Source organism: Stenotrophomonas veracruzanensis (assembly GCF_032911525.1).
Classification (GTDB): domain Bacteria; phylum Pseudomonadota; class Gammaproteobacteria; order Xanthomonadales; family Xanthomonadaceae; genus Stenotrophomonas; species Stenotrophomonas africana.
This window is the reverse complement of sequence record NZ_JAWJTI010000010.1, coordinates 42,883-56,681: the sequence shown is the minus strand read 5'-3', so window position 1 is coordinate 56,681 and position 13,799 is coordinate 42,883. Positions and strand designations below refer to the sequence as shown.

Below are 13,799 nucleotides of genomic sequence, written 5' to 3'. Positions count from 1 at the left end.
CGCCCTAATTCTTTAAACGTGCATCTACTTTGACCACGCGTCTGACAGTGATTCGGCCTGCTTAAGCACTAGTTCGATCGCGGCATCCTCACCTACCGGCGGGTACTTCCATTTCTTCAGGGTACGTCGCACCAGAATCCGCAACTTAGCACGGACGCTCTCACGCACCTGCCAATCCACCGTGGTGCTATGGCGCAGCTTCTCCGTGATCTCGATGGCAATGCTCTTTAGAGTGTCGTCCCCCAACTCCCGAACCGCACCTTCGTTATTGGCCAAGGCATCATAGAAGGCTATCTCATCCTGACTCAGGCCCAATGCCGTCTCTCGTTCCAGGGCCGCCTGGAAGTCCTTGGCCATCTGGATCAGCTCTTCGATGACCTGCGCCGTCTCCACCGCCCGGTTGTGGTACTTGCGCAAGGTTTCCAGCAGGCGGTCGCCGTACTTCTTCTCCTGCACTACGTTGTTGCGCGCCCGCGCCTTGATCTCGTCGCGCAACAGCTTCTCCAGCAGTTCCACCGCCAGATTGCGGCTCTTCATCTGCCGCACGTCTTCCAGGAACTCGTCTGAAAGCAGGCCGATGTTGGGCTTGTCCAGGCCCGCCAACGCGAAGATATCCGCCACCCCGTCGGCCACGATGGCGTTATCAAGAATCTGCTTGAGCGCGCTGTTCTTGTCCGCATCGGAACGCTTGCGATCCACAGTGGTGAACTTGACGATGGCGGCCTTGACGGCGGCAAAGAAGGCAATCTCCGTACGTAAGGCTGCGGCTTCATCGAGCGTGCTGCACAGGGAGAACGCCTTGCTCACCGCCAACATGGCATCGAGGAAGCGCTGCTTGCCGTCCTTCAGCCCTAGGATATGGTTGGCCACTGGCACCAAAAGTTGCAGCGCATCTGTTTCGAACTCGCTGTAATCAAAGCCATGCATCAACCCGCGCACGATGTCCAGCTTCTCCAGCAACACAGCCAGAGCCTCCGCCGCGCTATGCGCAGGATCGCCCTTGCCCTTGGATTCGGTGTAGGTCTTGAGCGCCGCTTTTAGCTCGTTGGCAATGCCGATGTAATCTACGACCAATCCACCGGGCTTGTTGCGGAACACTCGGTTGACGCGGGCGATGGCCTGCATCAGGTTGTGGCCCTTCATGGGCTTGTCCACGTACATGGTGTGACAGCAGGGCGCGTCGAAGCCAGTCAGCCACATGTCGCGTACTATCACCAGCTTCAACGGGTCTGCCGGATCCTTGAAGCGCTTTTCCAGGCGTTTCTTCACCTGCTGGCTGTAAAGATGAGGCTGCAGCAAGGGCTTGTCCGCTGCCGAGCCGGTCATCACTACCTTGATTGCCCCCCTCTCCGGGTCGGCATCGTGCCAGTCCGGGCGCAGGGCCGCGATGGCGTCGTACAGCTCGGCACAAATGTCACGGCTCATGCACACGATCATCGCCTTGCCTTCCAGCGTGGCCGTGCGCGTCTCGAAGTGCTGCACCAAGTCGGCAGCGACCTGTTCAAGACGCGGTTTCGCACCAACCAGCTTGGTCAGCGCAGCCCAATCGCTCTTGGTCTTCTCGCGGGCAGTGATGTCTTCCTCGTCCTCGATGACCTCATCTACCCGGGCATTGAGTGCGTCGATCTCAGCCTGGTTCACGTCCAGCTTAGCTAGACGGCTTTCGTAGAAGATTGGGACCGTGGCGCCATCGTCTACCGCATCCTGAATGTCATAGATGCTGACGTAATCGCCGAACACCGCCCGAGTGTCTTTGTCTTCCAGAGCGATGGGCGTGCCGGTAAAGCCGATGAACGTGGCATTGGCCAGCGCGTCGCGCATGTGCTTGGCATAGCCGAACACGTACTTGCCGGTCTCGGTATCCAGCCGCCCCTTCATGCCGTACTGGCTGCGGTGCGCCTCGTCGGAGATCACAACAATATTGCTGCGATCCGACAGCAATGGGTGAAGTGCCTCATCGTCCAGCAGGGCGAACTTCTGCACCGTGGTGAAGATGATGCCGCCAGCCTCACGCGAAGCCAGCATCTCGCGCAGCTCCTCGCGGCTGCCGGCCTGCTCTGGCGCCTGCCTAAGGAGGTCCTCGGCGGCGCAGAAAGTGCCGAAAAGCTGACCGTCGAGATCGTTGCGGTCGGTCACCACCACCAGCGTTGGATTCTTCATCTCTGGCTGCTGCAACAGCTTGCCCGCGTAGCAGGCCATGGTGATGCTCTTGCCCGAGCCTTGGGTATGCCACACCACACCAGCCTTGCGGCTGCCGGGCTGCACTTCCTTGCCATAGGTGGCACGCGGCTCCTGCACTTCCAGAAGACCCTTGTTCGGGTCGCTGGCGGCGACCACCGTAGCTTTCACCGCCTCGCGCACGGCATGGAACTGGTGGTAGCCCGCAATCTTCTTGATGATCTGATCGGCATCCTGCTCGAACAGCACGAAGTGGCGGACATAGTCCAGGAACAGTGCAGGCTCAAAGAAGCCACGCACCATGGTTTCCAGTTCGAACTCCAGCAGCGGCCGGTTGTCCTCATTGGCAATCGCCCGCCAGGGCTGCATGCGCTCCTGGTTGGCCGTCAGCGAACCCAGGCGCGCCGTGAAGCCGTCGCTGACCACCACCGCCACGTTGGTGTTAAAGAGGTCGCCAATCTCTTCCTTGTAGGTCTGGATCTGGTTGAAGGCATCCCAGATGTCGGCCTGCTCGTTGGCTGGGTTCTTCAGCTCGATCACCGCCAGCGGCAGGCCGTTGACGAAGGCCACCAGATCGGGACGGCGCAGCTGCTTAGTACCAGTCACGGTGAATTGGCTGACCAGCAGGAAGTCGTTGTTGCGTGGGTCAGCGAAGTCAATCAGGTTAACCAAGTCGGTGCGCTTTTCGTCGCCTATGGAGAACTCGACCGGAATGCCAGCCAGCAGAAGTCCATGCATACGACGGTTGCGCGCGATCAGCAGCGGCTCGCTTACCGTAAGAAGCTCGTGTGCTGCCTGCTCCAGCGCCGCAGCGGGGATGTGCTGGTTGATGCGGGTGAGCGCGACTAACAAGCGTTCCCGCAATACGGTCTGGCGATAATCAGTACGCGCAGGGCCATCTCCATCGGGTGCAATGCTTGAACCCAGAACGTACTGCCAACCAAGCTCCTGAAACCAAGCGACACTGTGGTCTTCGAGTTGCTGCTCCGTGATCATGCCCCATCCTCCATCAGCGCCAACAATAGGGCTTCGATAGATTCATCATGCTCTCCCTCCGGATACCAGATGGGAAATATATTGGCTCTTGCCAAATCCTTTTTTCGTTCCACGCGATCGACCCCATCCTTTAACTCAAGGAAAGCGTAGTGTTGTGGAAGCGTGTGGGAACCTTCTGCTGAGACTACGTCTTCCATTGCCCGTAGCGTGCGATCCGTCAAAAGGCTGCAACCGATAAATAACAATGACTTCCCGAACAAGAAGCGTGAAAAGAATCTCCTAACAACCCCTGAGTCGCTATAGGCATGCTCGTACTCACCCTGGAGTAGCACGCGATTTGCAATCGATTCACATGAGCCATGCAGCTTTAGAAGGTATCTTCCACCAGTATTCAAAATACGCAGCGCCTCTTCCAGGCTAGTACCAAGCACCACTTGGTCAAAGCCTTGTGATTGTCCAGAAAAGACAGACTCAAGCAACTTGTCGAAATTGGTGGTAATGATATTTGAGTCCGGGAACACAAGCGGAAGCAAATTTATTGCGCCAGCAGTCGTGCAATTTCTATCAAAGCATTCTTGCAGCTGCTTGCTAAATAACGCAGAGCCAAGATCATCGTAAATCAGCTGAGCTGCACCTTCATAGTTTCCAGAACTTAACAACAACTCCAAATCATTCTCTTTGACGTGCGACTCAGACTGTAAATCCCATAGAAATTTCGTCCAGCCCGGATAGCCACTAGGCATTGATATGCCCGCACCAAGAAATGGAACAACATTCCGAGTCTCATATGCCCTCTTGAGAGCCTTGAAACGGTTTTCGTTGTCGTGCGTCGTCAGTACTTGACCAGCCAAATCATGCAAGCCAGCCTTTCTCTCTTCAACCCAATCTTCAAAAGATAACTGATAAGTTTCTGGCTCTAAATCTTTGAGTATTCGACTCCGCTGAAAGGTAGAACCAACAATGGTCACATCCCCTTCGGAATTGAGATATTCATGGTACTTGGGGCGCCAAAATTCCATGGTCACCCCTCAAGTGATTCATAAATCTCAACTTCACCCGATAGCAATTTAGGCAGCAAATTGTCGCGAGTATCTGCGAGAGTTGAACTTTGTTCCGTCAGCGCCTGCATCATCGAAAAAATCGAGGATGCTTTCCGCTCAAAATCACAATTGACGTCGTGCGAAGGACGAACAATAGGGATCTTCTTAAGGTCAGAAACATTGAGATATGGCAAAGCAGTGCCTGAAACCAGTGTATTGAAATCAATCGCGCTAAGCATCGAGTACAAAAAATATACTCCCGACTTACCGTCAACAGGACTGGCTGACATCAAATTGTTGTCAATGATTGTTGGGGCAGTCAGTAATCTTCGACGATTCGAAATCAGCGCCACGCCAATCTTGGCAAAAACTGTCGCCCCTATTGGGTGAAGTTTGGCTTTCATTTCAGACTGCTGCGCTTTGCTCACATAGTTGTTAGCTGACTGTATGAATACCTCGTTGCCAGCAAGATTCATATCACTAACCTTGATGAACGGATAGTCTCCCTCTGTGCTTCCCTGATATTCGGGCTTAAATGCGCTACCAGCCGTAAAGCTGCAAACATCACCCAGAACACCGTGCGTCCATCCCTTCGGAATATCTCCCAAATCCGACTCTTCCATGGCATCGGGAAACAGTGCGACGGTGGCGGCAAGCTGGTCATGGTGCTCGCGTGGCATCTGGTCGAGTTCGGCGTCGGTCTTGCCGCTGATGGCGCGCATGGCGGCCCGCTGGGAGTCTTCGCCCTGTTCGATGGCCGCGATCTTGGCCTTGACCGGATCGAAATCGACAAACCAAGATTTGAAGATGGCCTGCGCCATGGCTTCAAGAGTTTGGTTGATGCGGCGATTGAGGTCGATCTTGTTATCAAAACAGCGAATTGTTTTGGCTATCGCACGCTGCTCTTCGATGGACGGCAATTCAAATTTAAACTGTGCCAGCGCATCTTTATCTCCGCGCGGCATTTTTGCACCTTTGGATGTTCTAATGCTGAACTCGGTGAATTTTTCCCACCGACAAATGCCATTTAGGAATCCCGGATGCAATACAATTTCGTCTTTAGTGCGAAAGACCAACACATCATTTGAGCAATATCCATCAAACTCTGCCAGCCAAACTTTCTTGAAATAGGTTCGAATATTTGAGAACAGCGTATCGCCGAGATTGAATTTCGTCACGCTTCCACTTTTGGGCACGGTTGCTGCTATTGCCACGCCTCCAAAGTCTGCCTGCATGTTTTCAGTGGAGACGTATTTTGCGTAGACTGCATCTTGTGCCTTAGCCTTCTCGGAAACAAAATCCACCAAATCACCGAAAGCTGTTGATCTCCACTTAGAGGTCATAACCCAGCCTCGCCAAATTCTTCTTGATCTCCGCCTCCAGCTTCGCACCCTCCGCAAGCTGCTTCGCCAGTTGTCCGGTCAGCCTCTGCATCTTGTCGGCAAAGGGTTCGCCATCATTCTCCTGCTCTGCCGCGCCCACGTAACGTCCCGGCGTGAGCACATGCTCATGGTTGCGCACGTCTTTCAATGTGGCAGAATAGCAGAAGCTGGGCACATCCTCATATCCCTCGCCCTGCTGCCAGGCATGGAAAGTCTCAGCGATTTTCTGGATGTCGTCCTTTGTGAAATCGCGCAGCACGCGATCCTTCATATAACCTAACTGTCGGGCGTCGATGAACAGGAACTCGCCACGCCGGTCGCGCTTCTTCTTGTCGAGCGCAAACCCGTTTCGCTTGTCGCGGGTAAGGAGCCAGATGCAAGCCGGAATCTGGGTGTTGGTGAACAACTGGCCCGGCAGCGCGACCATGCACTCGACATAGTCGTCCTCGACCAACCGCTTGCGGATTTCGCCTTCGTTGTTGGTATTGGAGCTCATGGAGCCGTTGGCCAGCAGCAGCGCCATGCTGCCGGTGGGCGCCAGGTGATACAGCATGTGCTGCAGCCAAGCGAAGTTGGCGTTGCCTTGCGGCGGCGTACCAGCGATCCAGCGCGGGTCGCTGGCCAACTTTTCGTTCCACCATTCCTTCATATTGAAGGGTGGGTTGGCCATTACAAAGTCGGCGCGCAGGTCCGGGTGCAGGTCGTTGAGCAGGGTGTCGGCCGGGCCGCTACCGAAGTTGAAGTCGATGCCGCGAATGGCCATGTTCATCGCAGCTAGTCGCCAAGTCGTGGGGTTACTCTCCTGCCCGTAGACGCTGATCTGTCCACTCTTACCGTTGATGGCCCTGCCGCCGTGCTGTTCAATGAACTCCTCACTCTGCACGAAGAAGCCGCCGGAACCCATAGCCGGGTCGTAGACGCGGCCCTTGAACGGCTGGAGCATTTCCGCGATCAGGGTAACGATGCTCTTGGGCGTGTAGTACTGGCCACCCTTTTTGCCTTCGGCCAGGGCGAACTGGCCCAGGAAATATTCGTAGACGTGGCCGAGGATGTCCTTGGACTTCAGGTCTAACGGCTGCCCCCTGTATTCCTTGGCGCTGAAGTCAGTATCCGAGAAGTGGCTTATCAATCCGGCCAGCTTGCTGGAGTCGAGCTGCACGCGAGCGAAGTCCTTGTTGAGCACGTTCTTCAGCCGGACGTTCTCGCGCTCGACGGCTTCCATGGCGTTGTCGATCAGCCATCCGACCGAACGCATTTCCTCCGGCTCGTCCTTGCCCGGCTTGTTCCACGGCAGCCCCGCCTTCGGCGGCAGCTGAGCGCAATCGCGCAGGGTTTGCCAACGGGCCTCTGCCGGCACCCAGAACACGTTCTTCTCGGTGTAGTAATCGCGGACTTCAAGCTCGGCGGCGATATTCTTCTCGTAATCCTGAGTGCCTTCGCCACCGTATTCGTCTGGGGCCATGTAGTAGTCATGGTCCGGGTTGGAAAACTGTTCGCGTAGCTCGCGTTGCCGCTCTTCGAAGGAGTCGGAAACGTATTTGAGGAAGATCAGCCCAAGTACGACGTGCTTGTAAACGGCCGCATCGAGGTTTGAGCGTAGCTTGTCTGCTGCGGACCAGAGCTTCTTTTCCAGGTCGTTGAAGAATTGTTGTTCGATGGGTTTCATGTTTTTGTCCCGTGTTTCGTCATGTATGTCTTCCTTGCTAGCCCCATAAACTTCTCGCTTGGTGGCCGTTGTCGCGTTTGCGTAAGGAAAAACGTTCTCGCTCAAGGCTACCGAGGCCGCGCCAGGGCTAATGCGGCAGCCGACTAATTGCCGTTTGGCGCGTGAGAAGATACTACCCTGCCTGCCCGGCGTTTCAAGCAGACGCTTATTGCGAGCGCGACTGCCGCAGGCAATCGACCTTCAGTTGCATTGTTCGGTCTTCTGTTCGGGGGGGAATCACCTACCATTCCTCTTATGTTAGGCTGGCCAGTAAAGTCGCTTCAGCGGCACAATTCGCTTGGTTTCGGCGTCTGTAGCGTCATAGTGCTCAATCAGAGCGCGAACCACGTGATCTAGCGTCCACATCGCCAGAGGTATGGAAGCGCGATCTGCTTCATACTGAGCGTCCTTGGTGAATCCCCCAGTACTTACGTAAAGCCCGCGATCATCCTTGTGGCGGCCGCCGAGGAAGCTGCGAATCTCCTGACTTCCCATCTGCCCCCTGCGGTGCTTGACCTCCACGACGATGCGCGGATGCTCGAATCCGAACCCATCCGGCGAGGCAACAATATCTTTACCTCGATCTGAACCTGGCGGAGAAACCTGGGTCTTGTAGCCCATGGCGCGCAATATTCCCGCCACGAGCTGCTGCATGTCGTCCCAGTCAAGCTCGTTGACTCGGTCTTTGATTCGCTCCACCGCTTGAGAGTCGATGTCAGCCAGAGGATCTGCTACTGCCTCGTCCGCCTCATCATCGGCCATCGGGGCCGACTGCCCCTGAAGAGCGGCGAGAACTTCGGCAGCAGCAACTCGTGGCACCTCGAACAACGTCAAGGTGGAACCAAGACTGTTCTTCGTCCCGGTGCCCAAATGATCGCGCGGCAATTCTTGCGCGCCCCATTGAACGTCTCGAGCCAAAGGCATGCCCTGCTCTGTCCAGTCGGCATAATGCTTGGCCGGACCAGCAATCCTACCGATCGAATACAGGCGGTTTGGAGGAGAATAGGTAATAACCCAATCGCCATCTCGGATGTCATTGACGAAGCGCCAGACCTGAGAAGCGCCTGACACTACCGTGCCATGCTTGGCCTGGGGCTCAGCTGCCTGATAGAGGCCGATCAGCTGTTTTCGACCGACGCCGGGTTTGGCATGCGCAGCCAGCTGATTCCAGCCCACAGCCACCACACCGCGCTCACGGAAAGCGTCATACAAGGTGCCGCCATCGCCGCGAACCATCCACATCCGTTCCATCGCGCCTCCTCCTGTTCTCGATGTCATTAATCCAGCCCTCCCCAGAACTCGGCTGTCAGCACGAAGGGTTTCATATTTCGCAGCGGCGGCTCTACGAGGCAGGATCTTAGCGAACTGGATACCCGCGACATTGTATCAGCGCCCGATGGTCGTCAATGTCCCAGCTAGGCCTACTCATTAGGCTCAACTGATGGGCCGGCCCTTCAAAAAAACAAGGGCGCCTCTCGGCGCCCTCGTCTTATCAACTCATTCCCACTCAATGGTCGCCGGCGGCTTCCCCGAGATGTCATAAACAACCCTCGACACCCCCCGCAACTCATTGATGATCCGGTTGCTCACCGTCCCCAGGAACTCATACGGCAGATGCGCCCAATGCGCCGTCATGAAGTCGATCGTCTCCACCGCCCTTAGCGCAATCACCCACTCGTAAGCGCGCGCATCACCCACCACGCCCACCGACTTCACCGGCAGGAACACGGCAAACGCCTGGCTGGTCTTGTCGTACAGGTCCGCCTTGCGCAGCTCATCAATGAAGATGGCATCGGCCTTGGCCAGCAGCTCGGCGTATTCGCGCTTCACTTCGCCCAGAATGCGCACGCCCAGGCCCGGGCCCGGGAACGGATGGCGGTACACCATGGTGCGCGGCAGGCCCAGCTCAACGCCCAGGCGGCGCACTTCATCCTTGAACAGCTCGCGCAGCGGCTCCACCAGGCCCAGCTTCATGTGCTCCGGCAGGCCGCCCACGTTGTGGTGGCTCTTGATCACATGCGCCTTGCCGGTCTTGCTGCCGGCCGACTCGATCACGTCCGGGTAGATGGTGCCCTGCGCCAGCCACTTGGCGTTCTTCAGATTGTTCGACTCTTCGTCGAAGATCTCAACGAACAGGTTGCCGATGATCTTGCGCTTGGCTTCCGGGTCGCTCACGCCTTCCAGCGCGCTGAAGTAACGGTCGGCGGCATTCACGCGCACCACCTTCACGCCCATGTGCTCGGCGAACATCGCCATCACCTGGTCGCCTTCCTGCCAGCGCAGCAGGCCGGTATCCACGAACACGCAGGTCAGCTTCTCGCCGATGGCCTTGTGCAGCAGCGCAGCCACCACGGACGAATCGACGCCGCCGGACAGGCCCAGGATCACTTCGTCATCGCCCACCTGTTCGCGCACACGGGCGATCTGGTCGTCGATGATGTTGGCGGCGGTCCACAGGGTCTGGCAACCGCAAATATCCACCACGAAGCGGCGCAGCAGCGCCTGGCCCTGCAGGGTGTGGGTCACTTCCGGGTGGAACTGCACGCCGTACCAGCGCTTCTCTTCGTTGGCCATGGCGGCCACCGGAATGCGGTCGGTGGTGGCGGTGATGGTGAAGCCCGGGGGCGCGACGGAGACATGGTCGCCGTGGCTCATCCAGACATTCAGCTTCGGCTCGCCGCCGTGGTCGCTCAGGCCCTTGAACAGCGCATCGGGGTTGATCACGTTCACTTCGGCATGGCCGAATTCGCGCTGGTCAGCGGCTTCGGTCGCACCACCCAGCTGCGCGGCCAGGGTCTGCATGCCGTAGCAGATGCCGAAGATCGGCAGGCCGCTGTCGAACACTTCCTGCGGCGCGGCCGGGGCACCCGGCAGCGTGGTCGATTCCGGGCCACCGGACAGGATGATGCCCTTGGCGCCGAACGCGGCGATTTCGGCCGGGTTGTGGTCCCACGCCCAGATTTCGCAGTAGACGCCCAGCTCGCGGATGCGGCGGGCGATCAGCTGCGTGTACTGCGCGCCGAAATCGAGGATCAGGATCTTGTCGTTATGGATGTTGGTCATGGTGCCGTTCCAGTGGTGTTTTTCGCAGCGCCCGGCGCTTCAAGGCTCTGCGTCAGCGTGGCGATGAACGCCTCGCGTTGTTGAATATGTGAGGGGTCTTCCTCGTCCCAGCGCAGCATCAGCAGGCCGTGCGGTGCGTTGGGGTTGGAGCGGTCAGCGCGCGGCAGCTCAGCGATTTCCTGCACTTCGGTGCCGGGCACGATGCGCCGTTGCAGCGCCGCCATCGAAGCGCCCGAATCCGCAGCGCCCCAGGACGCCCAGCGTACGCTCATCCGTGCGGGCTCCAGCGCGCCCAGTACTGGCGTCAGCACCGGATCATCCGGCCCGTGCAGCAGCTCGGTAATGCACTGCAGCGTGACCTGCAGCGGGCGCTCGCCGGTGCCCTTCAGCAGCCAGCGCTGTTCGCCAGCGGCCTGCACGTGCCAGCCCTTCGGCAGCGAGAACGCGTTCTGGCACGCCTGCACGTCCTGCAATTGCGAAACCGCCGCGCCCGGAGACCCGGAGCGCGGCGGCGGTTCGGACAACGAACAGCCTGCCATCAGCAGGCTGCCCGTAATCGCAAGAGCAGTTCGCAAGCGCATCAGGCGCGGTAGTTCGGCGGCTCTTTGGTGATCGTCACGTCGTGGACGTGGCTCTCACGCTGGCCGGCGCCGCTGATCTTCACGAACTTCGGCTTGCTGCGCATGTCTTCGATGGTGGCGCAGCCCACGTAGCCCATGGTGGCGCGCAGGCCGCCCATCAGCTGGTGGATGATGCCGCCCACCGGGCCGCGGTACGGCACGCGGCCTTCGATGCCTTCCGGCACCAGCTTGTCGGCGGTGGCGGCGTCCTGGAAGTAGCGGTCCTTCGACCCCTTCTCCATGGCAGCCAGCGAACCCATGCCGCGGTAGCTCTTGTACGAACGGCCCTGGTACAGCTCGGTCTCGCCCGGCGATTCCTCGGTACCGGCCAGCAGGCCACCGACCATGATGGTCGAGGCACCAGCGGCCAGCGCCTTGCCGATGTCGCCCGAGTAGCGGATGCCACCGTCGGCGATCAGCGGGATGCGGTCCTGCAGCGCCTCGGCCACCAGATCAATGGCGGTGACCTGCGGCACGCCAACGCCGGCAACCACGCGGGTGGTGCAGATCGAGCCCGGGCCGATGCCGACCTTGACTGCGTCCGCGCCGCTGTCCAGCAGCGCCAGTGCGGCTTCGCCGGTGCAGATGTTGCCACCGATGACCTGCACGTTCGGGAAGTTCTTCTTGACCCAGCTGACGCGGTCCAGCACGCCCTGCGAGTGGCCGTGCGCGGTATCGACCACGATCACGTCCACGCCGGCCGCCACCAGCGCTTCCACGCGGCGATCGGTATCGCCACCCACGCCGACGGCAGCGCCGACCAGCAGGCGGGTCGACAGATCCTTGGCAGCGTTCGGGAAGTCGGTGTTCTTCTGGATGTCCTTGACGGTGATCAGGCCACGCAGTTCGAACGAATCATTGACCACCAGCACCTTTTCGATGCGGTTGCGGTGCAGCAGCTGCAGCACTTCGTCGGATGCGGCGCCTTCCTTGACCGTGATCAGGCGATCCTTCTTGGTCATGATGTGGCGGACCGGATCGTCCAGCTCGGTTTCGAAGCGCATATCGCGGTGGGTCACGATGCCGGCCAGCAGGCCGTCGCTGCCCACCACCGGCACGCCGGAGATGTTGTGCGCCTGGGTCAGGGCCAGCACGTCGCGGATGGTGGTTTCCGGGCCGACGGTGATCGGGTCGCGGATGACACCGGCCTCGAACTTCTTGACCTTGGCCACTTCCGCGGCCTGCTGTTCCAGGCTGAGATTCTTGTGGATGATGCCCATGCCGCCGAGCTGGGCCATGGCGATGGCCAGGCGGGCTTCGGTGACGGTATCCATGGCTGCGGACAGGATCGGAAGCTTCAGCTTCAGGTCGCGAGTCAACCGCGTTTCGAGGTTGACGTCCTTGGGCAGGATGGTCGAGTGGGCGGGGACGAGCGAGACGTCGTCGTAAGTGAGTGCTTCAGCCTGGATGCGCAGCATCGGCATACCCGAGATGTGGGGAAGCGCGACATTTTACCCTGTTTTCGCGCCGCGTGGCAGGGGGTAGATGCGACGCAGTGTCGCGCGGGCGGTGGTTGGTTCAGGGGGCCGGCTACCGCTTTGGTAGGTGCCAACCTTGGTTGGCACGATCCGTCCGGCACCGGCACTCCAGATGGGCCGATGGCTCCGATGGATGTGTGCCAACCAAGGTTGGCACCTACCAGGAGCGGATCATGCAGGGCATCCAAGCCACCTTGGATTGCTTTGGGTAGGTGCCAACCTTGGTTGGCACGATCCGTCCGGCACCGGCACCCCAGATGGGCCGATGGCCCCGATGGATGTGTGCCAACCAAGGTTGGCACCTACCAAGAGCGGGTCATCGGCCTGCCCCGGCATTGTGCCGACCAACGGTTGGCACCCACCAACAGCAGATCTCCCCAATCGCAGGTCAGCTCAGCGCTTCCGCCGCTTCCAGCGTGTTCTGCATCAACGTGGCCACGGTCATCGGGCCCACGCCACCCGGCACCGGGGTGATCCAGCTCGCCCGCTGGGCAGCCGCTTCAAACCCGACGTCGCCCACCAGGCGGCCGTCATCCAAGCGGTTGATGCCCACGTCGATCACCACCGCGCCCGGCTTCACCCACTCGCCCGGCACGATGCCCGGGCGGCCCACCGCCACCACCAGGATGTCGGCGTTGCGCACGGCCTGTTCCAGCACGTCCTTGGGGGTGAACTTGTGGCAGCTGGTCACCGTGCAGCCGGCGATCAGCAGCTCCAGGCCCATCGGGCGGCCGACGTGGTTGCTCACGCCCACGATGGTGGCGTTGCGGCCGCGCACCGGCTGGTCGGTGTGGCCCAGCAGCGTGGTGATGCCGCGCGGGGTGCACGGGCGCAGGCCGAATTCGCGCAGGGCCAGGTGGCCGACGTTTTCCGGGTGGAAACCGTCCACGTCCTTGCGCGGGTCGATGCGCTGGATCAGCCGGCGTGCGTCGGGGATGCCCGGCAGCGGCAGCTGGATGAGGATGCCGTTGATCTTCGGATCGGCGTTGAGCTGGTCGATCAGGTCGAGCAGCTCGGCTTCGGTGGTACCGGCCGGCAGATCGTAGTCATGCGCCTCGATGCCGACCTTCTCGGCGGCACGGCGCTTGTTGCGCACGTAGACGGTCGAGGCCGGGTCGCCACCGACCAGCACCACGGCCAAGCCCGGGCGGCTGCCGCCGGCGGCCACGCGGGCGTCGACGCGCACCTTCAGGCTGTCGAGCAGGTCCTCGGCAATACGTCGGCCATCGAGGATGCGGGCAGGATGCTGGGGGGCGGAATCGGTCATCGGAGGCAGGCGTGGGGCGGCGGGGACGCTATTGTCCCCGATTCAGGCCCCCTCGCCCACCGCCACGGCA

The 13,799-nt window shown here is 59.7% G+C and carries 9 protein-coding genes; all 9 read right to left on the bottom strand.

Annotated elements, in window-relative coordinates:
- Positions 1 to 24: 24 nt before the first annotated feature.
- The 9 genes from R1H25_RS09360 to folD all read right to left on the bottom strand — a co-directional run bounded on the left by R1H25_RS09360 (position 25) and on the right by folD (position 13,729).
- Positions 25 to 3,174, bottom strand: coding sequence for a type I restriction endonuclease subunit R (locus R1H25_RS09360; protein WP_317223418.1), 3,150 nt, complete (start codon positions 3,172 to 3,174; stop codon positions 25 to 27).
- Entirely contained in the window at positions 3,171 to 4,193 is a 1,023-nt protein-coding gene (locus R1H25_RS09355; protein WP_317223417.1) for an SIR2 family protein, read from the bottom strand. The genes R1H25_RS09360 and R1H25_RS09355 overlap by 4 nt, the downstream gene beginning before the upstream one ends.
- Before the next feature lie 2 nt (positions 4,194 to 4,195).
- On the bottom strand, positions 4,196 to 5,518 hold the full coding sequence (locus tag R1H25_RS09350; protein ID WP_317223416.1) for a restriction endonuclease subunit S: 1,323 nt from the start codon (positions 5,516 to 5,518) through the stop codon (positions 4,196 to 4,198).
- 28 nt (positions 5,519 to 5,546) lie between these two features.
- The gene (locus tag R1H25_RS09345) at positions 5,547 to 7,262 is read right to left on the bottom strand and encodes a class I SAM-dependent DNA methyltransferase (RefSeq protein ID WP_317223415.1); all 1,716 of its coding nucleotides are present in this window, start codon (positions 7,260 to 7,262) and stop codon (positions 5,547 to 5,549) included.
- Between the two features lie 297 nt (positions 7,263 to 7,559).
- Positions 7,560 to 8,552, bottom strand: coding sequence for a restriction endonuclease (locus R1H25_RS09340; protein WP_317223414.1), 993 nt, complete (start codon positions 8,550 to 8,552; stop codon positions 7,560 to 7,562).
- Positions 8,553 to 8,798: 246 nt separating this feature from the next.
- The gene (guaA, locus tag R1H25_RS09335; protein ID WP_317223413.1) at positions 8,799 to 10,364 is read right to left on the bottom strand and encodes a glutamine-hydrolyzing GMP synthase; all 1,566 of its coding nucleotides are present in this window, start codon (positions 10,362 to 10,364) and stop codon (positions 8,799 to 8,801) included.
- Entirely contained in the window at positions 10,361 to 10,837 is a 477-nt protein-coding gene (locus R1H25_RS09330; protein WP_180839126.1) for a hypothetical protein, read from the bottom strand. The genes guaA and R1H25_RS09330 overlap by 4 nt, the downstream gene beginning before the upstream one ends.
- 107 nt (positions 10,838 to 10,944) lie before the next feature.
- Positions 10,945 to 12,402 carry an IMP dehydrogenase gene (gene guaB, locus R1H25_RS09325; protein ID WP_005409308.1) on the bottom strand — a complete coding sequence of 486 codons (1,458 nt, stop codon included), beginning with the start codon at positions 12,400 to 12,402 and terminating at the stop codon, positions 10,945 to 10,947.
- Between the two features lie 448 nt (positions 12,403 to 12,850).
- Positions 12,851 to 13,729, bottom strand: a complete 879-nt coding sequence (gene folD / locus R1H25_RS09320; RefSeq protein ID WP_049402332.1) for a bifunctional methylenetetrahydrofolate dehydrogenase/methenyltetrahydrofolate cyclohydrolase FolD — start codon at positions 13,727 to 13,729, stop codon at positions 12,851 to 12,853.
- Between the last annotated feature and the right edge of the window lie 70 nt (positions 13,730 to 13,799).